Genomic DNA, 16,680 nt, shown 5'->3' on the forward strand with positions numbered 1-16,680 from the left:
GAGCTTCAGTCAGAAAAACCCAGTTGCAAATGCGTCATCGAAAGAAAGTGTCAGGAAAGCCAAGGATTGCGCAGAATGCTGGCATTACCCCGCCGCAATTCTGTCTTTTACTTTCATTTAAGCGACACCCCCTGGATTTGCCCCCAGCACCCAGCTTTTCAAGCGATCAACCGGCGCTCTACACTGTACCGGTACAGTTGCCAGGGCACCGCCGGGGGGATATCCGCATATCCGATCCGGTTCTGCAGCCCACAAGGCCGCTGGAACTATAAAAAATACAACAGCATGAGTGGAGCACTATGAATAAGGCTACTAAGCAGATTTCCAAACTGTTTGCCGCTATGGTCCTGGCTGGGGTTGCCGGCCATTCGTTCGCAGCCGACACCATCAAGATCGGCATCGCCGGTCCCAAGACCGGTCCTGTGACGCAGTACGGCGACATGCAATTCATGGGTGCCAAGCAGGCGATCGCCGACATCAACGCCAAAGGCGGCGTCGATGGCAAAATGCTTGAAGCCAAGGAATACGACGACGCCTGCGACCCTAAACAGGCCGTGGCGGTCGCCAACAAAGTGGTCAACGACGGCGTCAAGTTCGTGGTGGGCCACCTGTGCTCCAGCTCCACTCAGCCGGCATCGGACATCTATGAAGACGAAGGCGTCATCATGATTACCCCTGCCGCCACCAGCCCGGAAATCACCGCCCGTGGCTACAAGCTGATCTTCCGCACCATCGGCCTGGACAGCGCCCAGGGCCCGGCGGCCGGCAACTACATCGCCGATCACGTAAAACCGAAAATCGTCGCTGTATTGCACGACAAGCAGCAGTACGGTGAAGGCATCGCCACCGCCGTCAAGCAGACCCTCGAGAAGAAAGGCGTGAAAGTGGCCGTTTTCGAAGGCCTGAACGCCGGCGACAAGGACTTCTCCTCGGTCATTCAGAAGCTCAAGCAAGCCAACGTCGACTTCGTCTACTACGGCGGCTACCACCCGGAGCTGGGCCTGATCCTGCGTCAATCCAAAGAGAAAGGCCTGAACGCCAAGTTCATGGGTCCGGAAGGCGTGGGCAACGACTCCATCTCGCAGATCGCCCAGGGCGCCTCCGAAGGCCTGCTGGTCACCCTGCCGAAATCCTTCGACACCGACCCTGCCAACAAGGCCATCGTTGAAGAGTTCGCCAAGAACAAGCAGGACCCGACCGGTCCGTTCGTGTTCCCGGCCTACTCGGCGGTTGAAGTGATCGCCGCCGGTATCACCGCCGCGAAGAGCGAAGACACCGCCAAAGTGGCCGAAGCCATCCACGCGGGCACCTTCAAGACCCCTACCGGCGATCTGAGCTTTGATGCCAAGGGCGACCTGAAGGACTTCAAGTTCGTGGTCTACGAATGGCACTTCGGCAAACCAAAAACCGAAGTTTCCCCTCAGTAAGCCAGGCGTTACTGCCCCAACAAGCCCACTGTGAGAGCAGTGGGCTTTGTTTTACGAGGTTTATGGGCCTGTCACCCGCGATCCGGGCGCTGGCTCACCTGAAAATCTTAAAACCGTCACCAGCGGTTCGCTGGCAAACGCTTTGTGCAAATGTGCTCACAGAACACAGCGCAAGGCCGGAACATGACTCCACCAGTGAAATGCGTATCGGGTTTTTAGGAGCGCTGTAATGCCTGAGATCTATCATTTTTTCCAACAGCTGGTTAATGGCCTGACCATTGGCAGCACCTATGCCTTGATAGCCATTGGTTACACCATGGTTTACGGCATCATTGGAATGATCAACTTCGCCCATGGCGAGGTGTACATGATTGGTTCCTATGTGGCCTTCATCGCCCTTGCCGGGCTGGCCATGATGGGCATCCACTCACTGCCGCTGCTGATGACCGCTGCGTTCCTCGCATCGATCATCGTGACCAGTGCCTATGGCTACAGTATCGAGCGCGTTGCCTACCGCCCCCTGCGTGGCAGCAACCGTCTGATCCCGCTGATTTCCGCCATCGGCATGTCGATTTTCCTGCAGAACACCGTATTGCTGTCCCAGGACTCCAAGGATAAATCCATCCCCAACCTGATCCCGGGGAGCTTCTCCTTCGGTCCGGGTGGCGCACAGGAAGTGCTGATTTCCTACATGCAGATCCTGGTCTTCGTCGTCACCCTGGTGGCCATGCTGGGCCTGACCCTGTTCATCTCCCGCTCCCGTCTGGGCCGCGCCTGCCGGGCCTGCGCAGAAGACATCAAGATGGCCAACCTGTTGGGCATCAACACCAACAACATCATCGCCCTGACCTTCGTCATCGGCGCCGCGCTGGCGGCCGTTGCGGCGGTACTGCTGAGCATGCAGTACGGCGTGATCAACCCCAATGCCGGTTTCCTGGTGGGCCTCAAGGCCTTTACCGCAGCGGTATTGGGCGGCATCGGCAGTATTCCGGGCGCCATGCTCGGCGGGCTGGTGCTGGGTGTGGCCGAAGCGTTTGGCGCCGACATCTTCGGCGACCAGTACAAGGACGTCGTCGCGTTCGGCCTGTTGGTTCTGGTGCTGTTGTTCCGTCCGACCGGCATTCTGGGCCGTCCGGAGGTTGAGAAAGTATGAGCAGATATCTTAAATCGGCGTTTTTCAGCGCCTTGCTGGTATGGGCCGTGGCCTTTCCGGTGTTGGGTCTCAAGCTGAGCATTGTGGGCATCAACCTGGAGGTGCATGGCACCGGACCCGTGACGCTGACCATCATCGCCCTGTGTTCGGTGCTGATGTTCCTGCGCGTGCTGTTCACCCAGCAGGTCGGTGCCTTGTTCAAGGGCAACCGTGGCCCGCTGGTGTCGCCCAAGGTCAGCCAGTTCCTGACCCTGCCGCGCACCCAGCGCTACATCATCATCGGCCTGATCGTGGCCGCGCTGATCTGGCCGTTTTTCGGCTCGCGCGGTGCGGTCGATATCGCCACCCTGATCCTGATCTACGTGCTGCTGGGCCTGGGCCTGAACATCGTAGTGGGTCTGGCCGGTCTGCTCGACCTCGGTTATGTGGGCTTCTACGCCGTGGGTGCCTACACCTACGCGCTGCTCTCGCATTACCTCGGCTGGGGCTTCTGGATATGCCTGCCACTGGCCGGCATGGCGGCGGCCACGTTCGGCTTTTTGCTGGGTTTCCCGGTGCTGCGCCTGCGCGGTGACTATTTGGCGATCGTGACCCTGGGCTTCGGCGAAATTATCCGCCTGTTCCTGCGTAACCTTACCGATATCACCGGCGGCCCCAACGGCATCAGCAGCATCCCCAAGCCGACGTTCTTCGGGCTGTCGTTCGACCGCACCGCTGCCGAAGGCATGCAGACCTTCCACGAGTTCTTCGGGATCGCCTACAACCCGGTAAGCAAAGTGGTGTTCCTGTACCTGGTGGCGCTGCTGCTGGCACTGGCGGCACTGTTCGTGATCAACCGCCTGCTGCGCATGCCAATCGGTCGCGCGTGGGAAGCCTTGCGCGAAGATGAAATCGCCTGCCGCGCACTGGGCCTGAACCCGACCATCATCAAGCTTTCCGCGTTCACCCTCGGCGCCGCATTTGCCGGTTTTGCCGGCAGCTTCTTCGCCGCGCGCCAGGGTCTGGTGACCCCGGAGTCGTTCACCTTCATCGAGTCGGCGATCATCCTCGCCATCGTCGTGCTGGGTGGCATGGGCTCGCAACTGGGTGTGATCCTTGCGGCCATCGTGATGATCCTGCTGCCGGAAATGATGCGTGAGTTCAGCGAATACCGCATGTTGATGTTCGGCGCCATGATGGTGCTGATGATGATCTGGCGCCCGCAAGGCCTGCTGCCCATGCAACGTCCCCACATGGAGCTGCGCAAATGAGCCGCGAGATCCTGAAAGTCGACAATCTGAGCATGCGCTTCGGCGGCTTGCTGGCGGTCAACGGCGTGGCCCTGACCGTAAAAGAGAAACAGGTGGTGGCGCTGATCGGCCCCAACGGCGCCGGCAAGACCACGGTGTTCAACTGCCTCACCGGCTTCTACAAGCCGAGCGGCGGCAACATCCTGCTGGATGGCCAGCCGATCCAGGGCCTGGCCGGGCACGAGATCGCCCGCAGGGGCGTGGTGCGCACCTTCCAGAACGTGCGCTTGTTCAAGGACATGACGGCGGTCGAGAACCTGCTGATCGCCCAGCATCGTCACTTGAACACCAACTTCTTCGCCGGCCTGTTCAAAACCCCGGCGTTCCGCAAAAGCGAGCGCGAGGCCATGGAATACGCGGAGTACTGGCTGGACAAGGTCAACCTGACCGAATTCGCCAACCGCCCCGCCGGCACCCTCGCCTATGGTCAGCAACGTCGCCTGGAAATCGCCCGCTGCATGATGACCCGTCCGCGGATCCTCATGCTCGACGAACCGGCCGCCGGCCTGAACCCCAGGGAAACCGAAGACCTCAAGGCGCTGATCAGCGTGCTGCGCGAAGAACACAACGCCACGGTGCTGTTGATCGAACACGACATGAAACTGGTCATGAGCATTTCCGACCACATCGTGGTGATCAACCAGGGCACGCCCCTGGCCAACGGCACGCCGGAGCAGATCCGCGACAATCCTGAAGTGATCAAAGCCTATCTGGGGGAAGCGTAAAATGCTGCAATTCGAAAACGTTTCCACTTTCTACGGCAAGATCCAGGCCCTGCACAGCGTCAACGTGGAAGTCCGTCAGGGTGAAATCGTCACGCTGATCGGCGCCAACGGCGCCGGCAAGTCGACCCTGCTGATGACCCTGTGCGGATCGCCCCAGGCCCACAGCGGCAGCATCCGCTACCTGGGTGAAGAACTGGTGGGTCAGGAATCGTCGCACATCATGCGCAAGAGCATCGCGGTGGTGCCCGAGGGCCGTCGTGTGTTCTCACGCCTGACCGTGGAAGAGAACCTGGCCATGGGCGGGTTCTTCACCGACAAGGGCGACTACCAGGAACAGATGGACAAGGTGCTGCACCTGTTCCCCAGGCTCAAGGAGCGCTTCAGCCAGCGCGGCGGCACCATGTCCGGCGGCGAGCAGCAAATGCTCGCCATCGGACGCGCGCTGATGAGCAAACCCAAGCTGTTGCTGCTGGACGAACCTTCCCTGGGGCTGGCGCCGATCATCATCCAGCAGATCTTCGACATCATCGAACAACTGCGCAAGGACGGGGTGACGGTGTTTCTGGTGGAGCAGAACGCCAACCAGGCGCTGAAAATCGCCGACCGCGCCTACGTGCTGGAAAACGGCCGGGTGGTGATGCAGGGCACGGGGGAACAGTTGCTCACCGATCCGAAAGTGCGTGAGGCCTACCTGGGCGGCTAGCCCGCATTCGCTGGCGAAACCGGTTCTGAACGGTGGGAGGGGGCTTTGCTCCCTCCCACATTGGTTTTGGGTGACAGGCAGTTTTTTTGAATGCCCTTGTAATGAATATCGTCCTACCGCCTCTAGTGGTGCAGGCAGGCAATCGAGCCTGCTACTTCAACCCACTGCTGGAGACACACCATGACCACCAAACTGTCTGCCACCTCCCTTGTCCTGGCGCTGAGCCTGGCCGCCCTCACCGCCCCTGCCTTTGCCGCCGACAATATGCAGAAATGCTTCGGCGTCGCAGAAGCCGGCAAGAACGATTGCAGCGCGGGCGCCGGCACAACCTGCGCCGGCACCGCCAAAACCAAGGACCAGGCCAACGCCTGGAAACTGGTCCCGGCCGGCACCTGCGGCCAACTCCCCAGCACCACGTCACCGACCGGCTTCGGCCAGGAAAAGGCCTTCACCGCCAAGTCCTGATTCCCGCCAACCTGAGTGCCGATGATGACGCATTTACCCCACCACACGGTCTCACCGGCTCAGGTGCCCGGCTTGCCTTTACGGGCCGGGCTGGGACTGAAAAGCGAGCACTTCATTGAAGTGCTCGAAACCCGCCCTGACATCGGTTTTTTTGAAGTGCACGCCGAAAACTTCATGGTGGCCGGCGGGCCTTTTCATCACTACCTGGGCTTGATTCGCGAGCACTATCCGCTGTCGCTGCATGGCGTAGGCCTGTCCATCGGCGGCGAAGGCCCGCTCAATTGCGCGCACCTGGCGCGCCTGGCCACGCTGATCGAACGCTATCAACCCCAGTCTTTTTCCGAGCACCTGGCCTGGTCCAGCCATGGCCCGTTGTTCCTCAATGACTTGCTGCCGCTGGCCTACGACAACGCCACCCTGAACCGGGTGTGCGCGCATATCGATCAGGTACAAAGCACGCTCAAACGGCCGATGCTGCTGGAAAACCCGTCGACCTACCTGTTGTTCCAGCGTTCTACCCTGGACGAGACCGACTTCATCAGCGAGGTCATCCGCCGCACCGGCTGCGGCCTGCTGCTGGACGTCAACAATGTCTACGTGTCCTGCATCAACCACCAGCGCGATCCGTTGGCCTATATCGACGCTTTGCCCTTGCAGGCGGCGGGCGAGATTCATCTGGCCGGTTTTGCCGAAGACATCGACAGCCTCGGCGACCGGCTGCTGATCGATGATCACGGCGCCCCCATCGACAACGCGGTGTGGCAGTTATACGAGCAGGTGCTGGAGCGCACGGGCCCGGTCGCTACGTTGATCGAGCGCGATAATCAGGTGCCGGCCTTCAACGTGCTGCAGGCCGAGGCGCAGCAGGCCGAACGACATTTATCGCAGGTGACGGCATGAGTACCCAGCACGCGTTTTGCGCCGCCCTGCTCGCCCACGAACCGGGTTGCCCCGAGGGCGTGTTCAGCAGTAACGGCGCCGACCCGGCCAGCCGTTTTGCGGTGTATCGCAATAATGTGCACAGCTCGTTGATCAATGCGCTGGCGACCAGTTACCCAGTGACACGGCAGTTGGTGGGCGATGAATTCTTCCGCGCCATGGCCGGCCTCTACGTGCAGACATGCCCACCCGGCAGCCCCTTGATCAGCGAGTACGGCGGCACGCTGGCGGATTTTATCCAGGCATTTGAGCCGGCCAAAGGCGTGCCTTACCTGGCGGATGTCGCAAGACTCGAGCGCCTGCGCGTGCGCGCCTATCACGCAGCAGACATGCCGGCGCTGGATCAACCGCGCATGCTTGAGCAACTCAACGGCCAGTCGCGCCTGCAACTGCACCCGTGCGTCGCCACGCTGCACTCGCCCTACGCGGCCGTGACGATATGGGCCGCCCACCAGACCGAGGGCGCCATCGCCAGCGCAAACCCGTGGCAGGCGCAAGGTGCACTCGTGCTGCGCCACGGGCTGGCGGTCAAGGTCTTCAGTATCGACAGCAGCTCGGTGGCGTTTATCAACAGCCTGCGCCGAGGCAAGGCGCTTGAAACGGCCGTGGAGCATGCCCTCCAAGCCTCAAGCGAATTCGACCTGCATCAATGCCTTGGGCTGTTGATCAGCCACGGCGCCATCACGCATCTGCAACAGAAGGTATCGCCATGAACACATCAGCACCCTGCCCGGTAAAGCGTGCCATTGCCCTGTTCGAACGCATCCCCTACAGCCTGATCGCGTTCCTCGCGCGTTTCTCGATAGCGGCGGTGTTCTGGAAGTCCGGGCAAACCAAGGTTGAAGGCTTTGCCATAGACCTGATCAGCGGCACCTTTGAACTGGGCGCGCCCACACTTGCCGCATCGACCGTGCCGCTGTTTCGCAGTGAATATGCGGTGCCTCTGCTGTCGCCGGAAGTGGCCGCCCCTATGGCGGCGTTCGCCGAGCATCTCTTCCCGGCACTGATCCTGATAGGGTTCGCCACGCGCTTTTCGGCCCTGGCGCTGATCGGCATGACGCTGACCATTCAACTGTTCGTCTACCCCGACGCCTACCCCACACATGGCACCTGGATCGCACTGTTGTTGCTGCTGGTCGCCAAGGGCCCGGGCTGGCTGTCCATCGACCACTTGATCGCCCGTCGCTGCGGTTAAAGGCGATTCAACGCCTCGCCGCCGCGCCTGAACCACTCCACCAGATAATCGGCCAATACCTGAGTGCGCCTCGGCAAGCCACCCTGGTAGGGATGAACTAGGTACATCGGCATGCTCCGCGTCTGGTAATCACGCAGGAGCCAGCGCAATCGTCCGTCAGCCAGTTCCGCCGGCAAGGCGTAGGACGGCAGACGGGCGATACCGGCGCCGACCAACGCGGCTTTCTTCAGCAGGTTGTAGTGGTTGGAGGCAAACGTGCCGCTCACGCGCACCCGCAGTAATTCGTGCTGCTGGTGGTACAGCCATTCCTCGCGGCCGCTGTAGTGGCTGTTGAGCAAACAGGTGTGGGCGGCAAGATCCGCCGGGGTCTGCGGTTCGCCGTACTGCTCGAGGTAGGCGGGGCTGGCGCAGGTCATCTCGTGCCAGGCCAGCAAGGGCCTGGCCACCAGCCGCTCATTTTCGATATCGCCCGCGCGTACCCCTAGGTCAAATCCGTCCCGCGCCAGGTCGCGGTAGCTGTTGTTGAGCTCCAACTCGACCTGCACCTGCGGGTATTGCCTGGAAAACTCCAGCAACAGGCCGTCAAAGAAGGTTTCGCCCAATGAAACCGGAACCGTCATGCGCACCGGCCCGACCACATCGTCCTTGAGCCGCGCCAATGCCTGACGCGCGCACTCCATCTGCACCACCAACGCCTGCGCCTGGGGCAACAAGGCCACGCCGGCAGCGGTGAGGCTCAGCTTGCGCGTGGTGCGGTGCAACAGCACCACGTCAAATTGTGCTTCCAACTGGCTGATGCGCTTGGACAACTGCCCCTTGCTGCAGCCCAGACGCGCGGCCGCCACGGTAAAGCTGCCCGCTTCGATCAACACGGCAAAGGCCGCCAGGTCATCCATCTCGCTCATGGACTGTTTCCAATTGAAAACCAAAGGTTGCCTATTAGCGCGTTTATCCGTTTCAAAAGCCAGCCTAGACTGGGCCTCCCAACATTTATTTCGACCCAGAGGAACAGCGCGATGAAAATCCTGTTGATAGGCGCCGGCGGCACCATCGGCTCGGCGGTCAAGGCAGAATTGGCACAACGCCACGAAGTGATCAGCGTCGGCCGCCACAGTGGCGACTTCCAGGCCGATATCAGCGACAGCGCCTCGATCCGTCGACTGTTTGAACACACCGGCACGTTCGACGCACTGGTCTGCGCGGCCGGCAGCGTGAACTTTGTCGCGCTGGGCGACATGAGCGACAGCGATTTTGAACGGGGCCTGCGCGATAAATTGATGGGCCAGGTCAACCTGCTGCTGATCGGTCGCGAGTACGCCAACGATGGCGCCTCGTTCACCTTCACCAGCGGCATCCTCAACCGCGACCCAATCCGCACCGGCGCCTCGGCGGCACTGGTCAACGGTGCACTCGACGCGTTTGTGAAGGCAGCGGCGATCGAGTTGCCACGGGGCCTGCGTGTCAACTCGGTGAGCCCGACGGTATTGGTAGAAGCCATGGACAGCTATGCGCCCTACTTCCGGGGTTTCAAACCGGTCCCGGCGGTCGATGTAGGACTGGCCTACGCCAAGAGTGTTGAAGGCTTGCAGACCGGGCAGACGTTTATCGTAGGTTGAATTCAACGTCTGTAAGAAACACCTGAAGCTCGGCATCGGGCTTGTGATGCAGAGTCAGTCTGCGTAACGTGGCGGCACTTGTCAGGAGACCCGAAAATGCGTGCCGCCCGTACCCTTGCTCTGTGTGCCTTGCTCCCTCTGTTCGCCGCCTGCCAGATGTTCGAGCGGGAGCCTGCGAAACCGTCCACCGTCGGGCTGACCCGCATGCAAGGCGAACTCACGGCAGTGGGCGGCAAGCTGTTGTTCCAGCCATGTCGCGACCAGCGTAACTACGTGGTCAAGGACACCGGCGGCACCAGCATCCTGCAGGAGGCCGCGTCGCTCGCCGGCCAGCAAGGCGCGCTGTTTGCCGACCTGCGCGGCAAGTTTTCCGGGGTGGCCAGCGGCACCCAGGGTGAAGTCGAACTGCAACAGCTTTACCGCGTCGAGCGCTCGACGTCGGCCTGCGATGACCCCGATTTCAAGCGCATGATCCTGCGCGCCAACGGCCACAAGCCGGCCTGGGCACTCAACGTCACTGCCAAGGGCATGGTGCTGGAACGCGAAGGCCAGCCGCCGTTGCCGGTGCCCTATGTTGAAGAGCAACTGGGTGATGGCCGTTTCAACCTGATGACCGAGGCCAATAACCAGCACATCGAACTGTGGGTAGCCCCGCAACGCTGCGTCGACCCGGTCAGCGGCAGCCTGCAACACATGACCGCCGAATTGCGGATCAACGGTCAAGTCCAGCGTGGCTGCGCCGCTTTCGGTGGTTCGCGGGACGACTGATGGGCGCCTGCGCTGTTTTAGCATGACGGGAAACCGTGGTTGGGGCTTATAATCGCCGGTTTGCAAAACAGCCGGCCTGTTTGCCCGCCGCCTACCGGATCCTGTCATGTTACGAATCACCGAACTCAAGCTGCCCATCGACCATCCCGAAGAAGACCTGCGGCCCGCCATCGTGCAGCGCCTGGGGATCGCCAGTGATGACCTGCTCGATTTCACCCTGTTCAAGCGCAGCTACGACGCCCGCAAGAAAACCTCGGAGCTGTGCTTCATTTACACCATCGACCTGAACGTGGTGGGCGAAGCCGCCCTGCTGCTCAAGTTTGCCGATGACCGCAACGTCAACCCGGCACCGGACATCAGCTACAAGGTGGTGGGCCAGGCCCCGCAGGGTTTGACCGAGCGGCCGGTGGTGGTCGGCTTTGGCCCGTGCGGCATCTTTGCCGGGCTGTTGCTGGCACAGATGGGCTTCAAACCGATCATCCTCGAACGCGGCAAGGAAGTGCGCCAGCGCACCAAGGACACCTGGGGCCTGTGGCGCAAAAACGTGCTCAACCCTGAATCCAACGTGCAGTTTGGCGAAGGCGGTGCCGGGACCTTTTCCGACGGCAAGCTCTACAGCCAGATCAAGGACCCGAAATTCCTCGGCCGCAAGGTTTTGCACGAATTCGTCAAGGCTGGTGCGCCGGAAGAAATTCTCTACGTCAGCAAACCGCACATCGGTACCTTTCGCCTGACCGGCGTGGTGGAAAACATGCGCCAGCAGATCATCGCGCTGGGCGGTGAAGTGCGTTTCGAGCAGCGCGTGACCGACGTGCTGATCGAGGACGGCCAGTTGCACGGCGTGGTCATCGACGGCGGCGAGCAGGTCCTCTCCCGGCACGTGATCCTCGCCCTGGGCCACAGCGCCCGCGACACCTTCCGTATGCTGCATGGTCGTGGCGTGTACATGGAAGCCAAGCCGTTCTCGGTGGGCTTTCGAATCGAACACCCGCAATCGCTGATCGATGCCGCGCGCCTGGGCAAGTACGCCGGGCATCCGAAACTCGGCGCCGCCGACTACAAGCTGGTGTACCACGCCAAAAATGGCCGTTCGGTTTACAGCTTCTGCATGTGCCCAGGGGGCACGGTGGTTGCGGCGACCTCCGAGCCCAATCGCGTGGTCACCAACGGCATGAGCCAATACTCGCGTAACGAGCGCAATGCCAACTCCGGCATCGTGGTCGGTATCACACCGGACGTGGATTACCCGGGCGGTCCGCTGGCAGGCATCGAGTTGCAGGAGCGCCTGGAGTCGCATGCCTATGTGCTCGGCGGCAGCAACTACGAAGCACCGGCGCAACTGGTGGGCGACTTCATCGCGGGCAGACCGTCCACAGCCATCGGCAGCGTGGAGCCGTCCTACAAACCCGGCGTGTCACTGGGCGACCTGGCGCTGGCGCTGCCTGAGTTTGCCATCGAGGCTATTCGCGAAGCATTGCCGGCGTTTGAAAAGCAGATCAAGGGCTACTCGCTGCACGACGCCGTGCTGACCGGGATCGAAACGCGCACCTCGTCGCCACTGCGCATTACCCGTGACGATTCGCTGCAAAGCATGAATGTGAAAGGCCTGTTCCCGGCCGGCGAAGGTGCCGGTTATGCCGGTGGCATCCTGTCGGCGGGCGTTGACGGGATTCGGATTGCCGAGGCGCTGGCACGGGATATGTTGGGTATCGAGGCCTGATTGTGTTGTGGCGAGCGCGCTTGTTGTAGAAATCAGGCCTGTTGTGGCGAGCAGGCTTGTTGTGGCGAGCGGGCTTGCCCCGCGTTGGGGTGCGAAGCGCCCCCAATCCAGCAAAACGCGGTGTACCTGATACGGGTCAGCGCCTGGCTTTGGGGCTGCTGCGCCGCCCAACGCAGGACAAGCCTGCTCGCCACAGGGAATCTGCGCTTAACTGAACGGCATTAGGGCTTGCCCCGCATTGGGGTGCGAAGCGCCCCCCAATCAAGGAAAGCGCGGTGTACCTGATACTGCTCAGAGCCTGGTTCTGGGGCTGCTGCGCACCCCAACGCAGGGCAAGCCTGCTCGCCACAACAAGCCTTCTTGCCACAACAAACGCGCTTGCCACAGGGGGCAGTTGCCTGCGCAGAGTGTGGGTGGTGTCAGATATTGGCGCGCCGGACGCTGTCCGGTAACGGCTCACCCTGTTCCACACTGGCTGCCACAATCGCGATCAGACCTTGCAGTGCGTACCCCTGGGTCGCCAGCCAGGTCTCGTCGTAATAAGTGGTGGCATAACGCTCCCCACCATCACACAAAATAGCCACGATCGAGCCCGACTCCCCCGCCGCTTTCATCTGCTGCGCGGCCATCAGTGCGCCAATCAGGTTGGTCCCGCTGGACCCACCCACCCGGCGCCCAAGCCGCGCCGCCAGGTAGTGCATGGCCGCCAGCGACAGCGCGTCCGGCACCTTGACCATCGCATCAATCACCTTGGGCAGAAACGACGCTTCGACCCGTGGCCGGCCAATGCCTTCGATCCGCGAACCGCAGTCCAGGCGCAATCCGGCATCGCCGCTCAAATAATAGTCGAAGAACACCGAACGCTCGGCATCGGCGCACAACACGCGGGTGCAATGCTGGCGATAACGCACGTAACGCCCCAGCGTCGCGGTGGTGCCACCGGTGCCGGGGCTGGAGATCAGCCAGCTCGGCTCCGGGTGCTGCTCAAAGCGCATCTGCTGGAAGATCGATTCGGCGATGTTGTTGTTGGCACGCCAGTCGGTGGCGCGCTCGGCAAAGGTGAACTGGTCCATGAAGTGCCCGCCGCTTTCCTGCGCCAGCCGTTCGGACTCGGCATAGATCTGCATCGGGTCATCGACCAGATGGCTCTGGCCACCATAGAAGGCAATCTGGGCAATCTTTTCCCGCGACGTGGTGCTCGGCATCACGGCAATGAACGGCAGCCCGAGCAGGCGTGCAAAATAAGCCTCCGACACTGCCGTCGAACCGCTGGAGGCCTCGATCACCGGTGCGCCGGGTTTGAGCCAGCCGTTGCACAGCGCATACAGAAACAGTGACCGCGCCAGCCGGTGCTTGAGGCTGCCGGTGGGGTGGCTGGACTCATCCTTGAAGTACAACTCGATGCCCGGCAGGCCCGGTAATGGCAGAGGAATCAGGTGTGTGTCGGCGCTGCGCTGGAAGTCCGCTTCAATGATGCGAATGGCTTCGCGGGCCCAGGTACGGTGGTCGCTCATCAGGAGGTTCTCAAGGGATTTCAACCAGGATATTAGGGGGTTTCCTACGTATCACACAGATACAGTGACGACTCAATTGGACACACAATTGCTAGGCTCAAGTGCGACCCCGACTCAGACCCTTACTTATAACAAATAAGAATATAACTTTTGTTTTAACAACTAACGGTACGGGTTAGGGTAGCCGCCTATTGTCTCTGGATTGGAGAGCATCCCTTGCCTCTGCGTAGCTCGTTTACCCGTTTTTTCCAGCTGGAAGCCTCCAGTGGCCTGTTGCTGATCGCGGCCGCCGCCCTGGCGCTGATCATCAACAACTCACCGTTGTCGCACCTGTACGCCGCGTTTCTCGATGTGCCGGTGGTGGCGCAGATCGGCGCGCTGAAAATCGCCAAACCGGCCCTGTTGTGGATCAACGATGGCCTGATGGCCCTGTTCTTCCTGCTGATCGGGCTGGAGGTCAAGCGCGAACTGCTTGACGGCCACCTGTCCAAACCGTCCCAGGTGGTACTGCCGGGCGCAGCCGCCATTGGCGGCATGGTGGTGCCGGCGCTGATCTACTGGGCGATCAACAAGGACTACCCCGCCGCGCTTGCCGGCTGGGCAATCCCCATGGCCACCGACATTGCCTTTGCATTGGGCGTGCTGGCGCTGCTGGGCAAGCGCGTGCCGGTGTCGCTGAAACTGTTCCTGATGACCTTGGCCATCATCGATGACCTGGGGGCGATCATCGTCATTGCGTTGTTCTATTCGGCCGAGCTGTCCAGTGCTGCGCTGGCCGGTGCAGCCGCCTGCCTCGTGGCCCTGATCGCAATGAATCGGCTGGGCGTAGTCAAGCTTGGGCCGTACCTGATCATCGGTCTGATTCTGTGGATCTGCGTGCTCAAAAGCGGCGTGCACGCCACCCTCGCCGGGGTGACGCTGGCGCTTTGTATTCCGCTGCGCACCAAAAATGCCGAAACTTCACCGCTGCTGAGCCTGGAGCACGCGCTGCACCCGTGGGTGGCCTATGTCATCCTGCCGCTGTTCGCCTTCGCCAATGCCGGGGTTTCCCTCACCGGCGTCACTCTGGACAGCTTCACCCACCACGTCCCCATGGGCATTGCAGCCGGCTTGTTGATCGGCAAGACCGTCGGCGTCTTCGGTCTCACCTGGCTGGCCATCAAGACCGGCCTCGCCGCCCTGCCCGCCGGCGCCAACTGGGGCCAGGTGTTCGGCGTGGCGATCCTGTGCGGTATCGGTTTCACCATGAGCCTCTTCGTCGGCTCGCTGGCGTTTGTGCCAGGCGCCAGCGAGTTTGCCGGGGAGGATCGAATGGGGATCCTCACCGGATCGATACTCGCGGCGTGTATTGGTTATGGGGTGACGGCGATGGCGAGTCGCAAGAAGGCCTGACTTTTAGCAGGAGCCGGTGAGCCGGCTCCTGCTTCATCCAATTCCCCCTTGTTTCGCAGTTCCGTCCTACATCCACCCTCCTCGGCTTGCTCTAACGTCGGCACCCGGCTTCTACGCCGGATCTCGTTAAGCACCGCGCCAGGAGGGCACAATGGCAAGCAACAAGGACGTAGTTCAAGTCTGGCGATCCTACGGCACCGGGACCGGCGGGTATCGACGACTTGAGCCCATAAGTGAAGCTCAGTTAGCGGCCCGGACGGCCATTCAGCAACGCGCTCATGGAGAAATGATCGACCGGCAGATTGCTGAAGAAGCGTACTTTCAGGTGAAGCCACCACCGCCTCAGGCCCCCAAGGTGGGTTGCGTATTTGCCAAGTCATGCAACTTGCCGGACGCACTCATCGATTACCACGATCCGACCGGTTATGTGCCGCTGGATCAACTCAAGGATTACGGCGAGTACGCACTGCTGGGAGCGCTGGAAGCTGACGCAGCTGGCCGTTTGCCCTTGCGAAAAGTCAGCGGCACGGCAATACCTGCCGGGCTGGGGGCATTGGCACTAGGCGGCAGCGCCATCGCAGAACACACAGCAGCAATCGCCGCTGCCGGGGCCAGTACCGTCGGTGCGGGCTTTCTGGCAGGCCTGGTTGCTCTGGTCTGGCCCTCCAACCTCGGTGACAGTGCGCTCTACAGCGAAGAACAATTGCGCTCCATGGCCAGGGCACGCACCCGCGTCCGACTGCATATCGAACAACGAGACGACGGCACGCTAAAGGGCTATGCCTTTTATACCGGAAAGAATCTCGACTGGGAGATGGTCAACGTCGTGCAGTTTCAGGTATCCGGAACGCAATACATCGCCCACTTGGGTGATGGCATTGAGCTGATCTGGACACCTGCCGCAGACCCCGCCAATACACTCGGAATACCGGCACTGGAAGCGGCGCCATCGACACCGCACATATGGGTATATCCGCCGACCGAAAACGCCGCGACGATTATTGTCGACCCGATTTACCCGCCTGAGTACAGGGACTTCATTCTCGTCTTCCCCGCGGACTCCGGGGTCAGGCCCCTGTATATCGTCGTAAGCTGGAAGTATGAGGACGCGCCTTATCACAGCAAGAAGGGAAATTTAGTTAAAAGTAAAAAGCCAACTAACGGCCTGGACGCCCTGAACGACTCTGTGCTCGTCAAACCTGCCGAGCCTCGCAGAATAGGTATCGATCCGCACACGAATGAGTTTGTGGTTATTGATATGTCAACAGACGACACTTTTCACGGGCACGTACGACCATGGGGTGCACTGAACCAACATATGAAAAATGCATTGATAAGGGCTGGAAAAACCAACCGCAAAGGAAAAATCCTGGGAGACAAGAAATGAATATGCGCTATCACGATCCTGACTTGACCCATGATGAATCGATAAATGCTCTTGCCACCGGTGACGTAAGCCAAGTCACCACAGCACTGATTTCAGTTGGGCTCAACGAAATCGATGGTACTTGGGCACAAAGCGTTTGCTTACAATATATGCATGACGACAACGAAGCGATCGCCTCAGCTGCAATAGTTGCCATAGGCCACATCGCACGTCGATTTGGAGCATTGGACATGGAGAGGGTGATACCGGCACTGCAACAAGCTAAGCGTAAATGCCCTGCGCTTAGCGGTGTTATTGGAAGTGCCACGGATGACATCGAGATGTTTACCTGAAACGCTCCGAAACACTATTCGACAAAAAACCTAGCCTATAAAAAAACCCCAACCA

Annotated in this window: 17 protein-coding genes; 15 read left to right on the top strand and 2 right to left on the bottom strand. The window is 60.8% G+C overall.

The window, feature by feature from the left end; translation table 11 throughout:
- Positions 1-299: 299 nt before the first annotated feature.
- The 9 genes from ACXX81_RS16155 to ACXX81_RS16195 all read left to right on the top strand — a co-directional run bounded on the left by ACXX81_RS16155 (position 300) and on the right by ACXX81_RS16195 (position 7,896).
- The gene (locus tag ACXX81_RS16155) at positions 300-1,427 is read left to right on the top strand and encodes a branched-chain amino acid ABC transporter substrate-binding protein (RefSeq protein WP_209989684.1); all 1,128 of its coding nucleotides are present in this window, start codon (positions 300-302) and stop codon (positions 1,425-1,427) included.
- Positions 1,428-1,656: 229 nt separating this feature from the next.
- Positions 1,657-2,580 carry a high-affinity branched-chain amino acid ABC transporter permease LivH gene (livH, locus tag ACXX81_RS16160; protein ID WP_209989679.1) on the top strand — a complete coding sequence of 308 codons (924 nt, stop codon included), beginning with the start codon at positions 1,657-1,659 and terminating at the stop codon, positions 2,578-2,580.
- Entirely contained in the window at positions 2,577-3,830 is a 1,254-nt protein-coding gene (locus tag ACXX81_RS16165) for a high-affinity branched-chain amino acid ABC transporter permease LivM (protein ID WP_322212881.1), read from the top strand. The genes livH and ACXX81_RS16165 overlap by 4 nt, the downstream gene beginning before the upstream one ends.
- Positions 3,827-4,594, top strand: coding sequence for a high-affinity branched-chain amino acid ABC transporter ATP-binding protein LivG (livG, locus tag ACXX81_RS16170; protein ID WP_209989673.1), 768 nt, complete (start codon positions 3,827-3,829; stop codon positions 4,592-4,594). Before ACXX81_RS16165 ends, livG begins: the two co-directional genes overlap by 4 nt.
- Before the next feature lies 1 nt (position 4,595).
- The gene (locus ACXX81_RS16175; RefSeq protein WP_003231107.1) at positions 4,596-5,297 is read left to right on the top strand and encodes an ABC transporter ATP-binding protein; all 702 of its coding nucleotides are present in this window, start codon (positions 4,596-4,598) and stop codon (positions 5,295-5,297) included.
- A gap of 180 nt (positions 5,298-5,477) precedes the next feature.
- Positions 5,478-5,762: a BufA1 family periplasmic bufferin-type metallophore gene (locus tag ACXX81_RS16180; protein WP_209989667.1), complete on the top strand. Its 285-nt coding sequence runs from the start codon at positions 5,478-5,480 to the stop codon at positions 5,760-5,762.
- Positions 5,763-5,783: 21 nt separating this feature from the next.
- Entirely contained in the window at positions 5,784-6,662 is an 879-nt protein-coding gene (bufB, locus tag ACXX81_RS16185) for an MNIO family bufferin maturase (protein WP_322212880.1), read from the top strand.
- Positions 6,659-7,414: an HvfC/BufC N-terminal domain-containing protein gene (locus ACXX81_RS16190; protein WP_458572039.1), complete on the top strand. Its 756-nt coding sequence runs from the start codon at positions 6,659-6,661 to the stop codon at positions 7,412-7,414. The genes bufB and ACXX81_RS16190 overlap by 4 nt, the downstream gene beginning before the upstream one ends.
- Complete coding sequence (locus tag ACXX81_RS16195; RefSeq protein ID WP_458572040.1) at positions 7,411-7,896, top strand: DoxX family protein; 486 nt, start codon at positions 7,411-7,413, stop codon at positions 7,894-7,896. Before ACXX81_RS16190 ends, ACXX81_RS16195 begins: the two co-directional genes overlap by 4 nt.
- On the opposite strand, the gene ACXX81_RS16200 is transcribed toward ACXX81_RS16195, so the two are convergent.
- Positions 7,893-8,801, bottom strand: coding sequence for a LysR family transcriptional regulator (locus ACXX81_RS16200; protein WP_231422013.1), 909 nt, complete (start codon positions 8,799-8,801; stop codon positions 7,893-7,895). The two genes, ACXX81_RS16195 and ACXX81_RS16200, sit on opposite strands and share 4 nt — an antisense overlap.
- A 111-nt stretch (positions 8,802-8,912) precedes the next feature.
- Here ACXX81_RS16200 and ACXX81_RS16205 point away from each other — a divergent pair, with 111 nt between their 5' ends.
- The 3 genes from ACXX81_RS16205 to ACXX81_RS16215 all read left to right on the top strand — a co-directional run bounded on the left by ACXX81_RS16205 (position 8,913) and on the right by ACXX81_RS16215 (position 12,000).
- Positions 8,913-9,512, top strand: coding sequence for a short chain dehydrogenase (locus ACXX81_RS16205; RefSeq protein ID WP_209989651.1), 600 nt, complete (start codon positions 8,913-8,915; stop codon positions 9,510-9,512).
- Positions 9,513-9,608: 96 nt separating this feature from the next.
- Entirely contained in the window at positions 9,609-10,280 is a 672-nt protein-coding gene (locus tag ACXX81_RS16210) for a COG3650 family protein (protein WP_209989648.1), read from the top strand.
- A gap of 106 nt (positions 10,281-10,386) precedes the next feature.
- A complete protein-coding gene (locus ACXX81_RS16215; protein WP_209989645.1) occupies positions 10,387-12,000 on the top strand; it encodes an NAD(P)/FAD-dependent oxidoreductase in 1,614 nt (537 codons plus the stop codon).
- 419 nt (positions 12,001-12,419) lie between these two features.
- Here the strand turns inward: ACXX81_RS16215 and ACXX81_RS16220 are convergent, their stop codons facing one another.
- Positions 12,420-13,517 carry a PLP-dependent cysteine synthase family protein gene (locus ACXX81_RS16220; protein WP_209990718.1) on the bottom strand — a complete coding sequence of 366 codons (1,098 nt, stop codon included), beginning with the start codon at positions 13,515-13,517 and terminating at the stop codon, positions 12,420-12,422.
- Positions 13,518-13,730: 213 nt separating this feature from the next.
- Here ACXX81_RS16220 and nhaA point away from each other — a divergent pair, with 213 nt between their 5' ends.
- The 3 genes from nhaA (at position 13,731) to ACXX81_RS16235 (ending at position 16,625) form a co-directional block, all read left to right on the top strand.
- Positions 13,731-14,906, top strand: a complete 1,176-nt coding sequence (gene nhaA / locus ACXX81_RS16225; protein ID WP_209989641.1) for a Na+/H+ antiporter NhaA — start codon at positions 13,731-13,733, stop codon at positions 14,904-14,906.
- A gap of 151 nt (positions 14,907-15,057) precedes the next feature.
- Positions 15,058-16,293, top strand: a complete 1,236-nt coding sequence (locus ACXX81_RS16230; RefSeq protein WP_458572041.1) for an S-type pyocin domain-containing protein — start codon at positions 15,058-15,060, stop codon at positions 16,291-16,293.
- Complete coding sequence (locus tag ACXX81_RS16235) at positions 16,290-16,625, top strand: hypothetical protein (RefSeq protein ID WP_458572042.1); 336 nt, start codon at positions 16,290-16,292, stop codon at positions 16,623-16,625. The genes ACXX81_RS16230 and ACXX81_RS16235 overlap by 4 nt, the downstream gene beginning before the upstream one ends.
- The last annotated feature ends 55 nt before the right edge of the window (positions 16,626-16,680 follow it).

The sequence above is a fragment of the Pseudomonas sp. GNP013 genome (genome assembly GCF_054343995.1).

What these genes read in the sequence shown, in the direction of transcription:
- ACXX81_RS16155 (WP_209989684.1), top strand. Translation starts at nt 300, where the DNA reads ATGAATAAGGCTACTAAGCAGATTTCCAAACTGTTTGCCGCTATGGTC.
- livH (WP_209989679.1), top strand. Translation starts at nt 1,657, where the DNA reads ATGCCTGAGATCTATCATTTTTTCCAACAGCTGGTTAATGGCCTGACC.
- ACXX81_RS16165 (WP_322212881.1), top strand. Translation starts at nt 2,577, where the DNA reads ATGAGCAGATATCTTAAATCGGCGTTTTTCAGCGCCTTGCTGGTATGG.
- livG (WP_209989673.1), top strand. Translation starts at nt 3,827, where the DNA reads ATGAGCCGCGAGATCCTGAAAGTCGACAATCTGAGCATGCGCTTCGGC.
- ACXX81_RS16175 (WP_003231107.1), top strand. Translation starts at nt 4,596, where the DNA reads ATGCTGCAATTCGAAAACGTTTCCACTTTCTACGGCAAGATCCAGGCC.
- ACXX81_RS16180 (WP_209989667.1), top strand. Translation starts at nt 5,478, where the DNA reads ATGACCACCAAACTGTCTGCCACCTCCCTTGTCCTGGCGCTGAGCCTG.
- bufB (WP_322212880.1), top strand. Translation starts at nt 5,784, where the DNA reads ATGATGACGCATTTACCCCACCACACGGTCTCACCGGCTCAGGTGCCC.
- ACXX81_RS16190 (WP_458572039.1), top strand. Translation starts at nt 6,659, where the DNA reads ATGAGTACCCAGCACGCGTTTTGCGCCGCCCTGCTCGCCCACGAACCG.
- ACXX81_RS16195 (WP_458572040.1), top strand. Translation starts at nt 7,411, where the DNA reads ATGAACACATCAGCACCCTGCCCGGTAAAGCGTGCCATTGCCCTGTTC.
- ACXX81_RS16200 (WP_231422013.1), bottom strand. Translation starts at nt 8,801, where the DNA reads ATGAGCGAGATGGATGACCTGGCGGCCTTTGCCGTGTTGATCGAAGCG.
- ACXX81_RS16205 (WP_209989651.1), top strand. Translation starts at nt 8,913, where the DNA reads ATGAAAATCCTGTTGATAGGCGCCGGCGGCACCATCGGCTCGGCGGTC.
- ACXX81_RS16210 (WP_209989648.1), top strand. Translation starts at nt 9,609, where the DNA reads ATGCGTGCCGCCCGTACCCTTGCTCTGTGTGCCTTGCTCCCTCTGTTC.
- ACXX81_RS16215 (WP_209989645.1), top strand. Translation starts at nt 10,387, where the DNA reads ATGTTACGAATCACCGAACTCAAGCTGCCCATCGACCATCCCGAAGAA.
- ACXX81_RS16230 (WP_458572041.1), top strand. Translation starts at nt 15,058, where the DNA reads ATGGCAAGCAACAAGGACGTAGTTCAAGTCTGGCGATCCTACGGCACC.
- ACXX81_RS16235 (WP_458572042.1), top strand. Translation starts at nt 16,290, where the DNA reads ATGAATATGCGCTATCACGATCCTGACTTGACCCATGATGAATCGATA.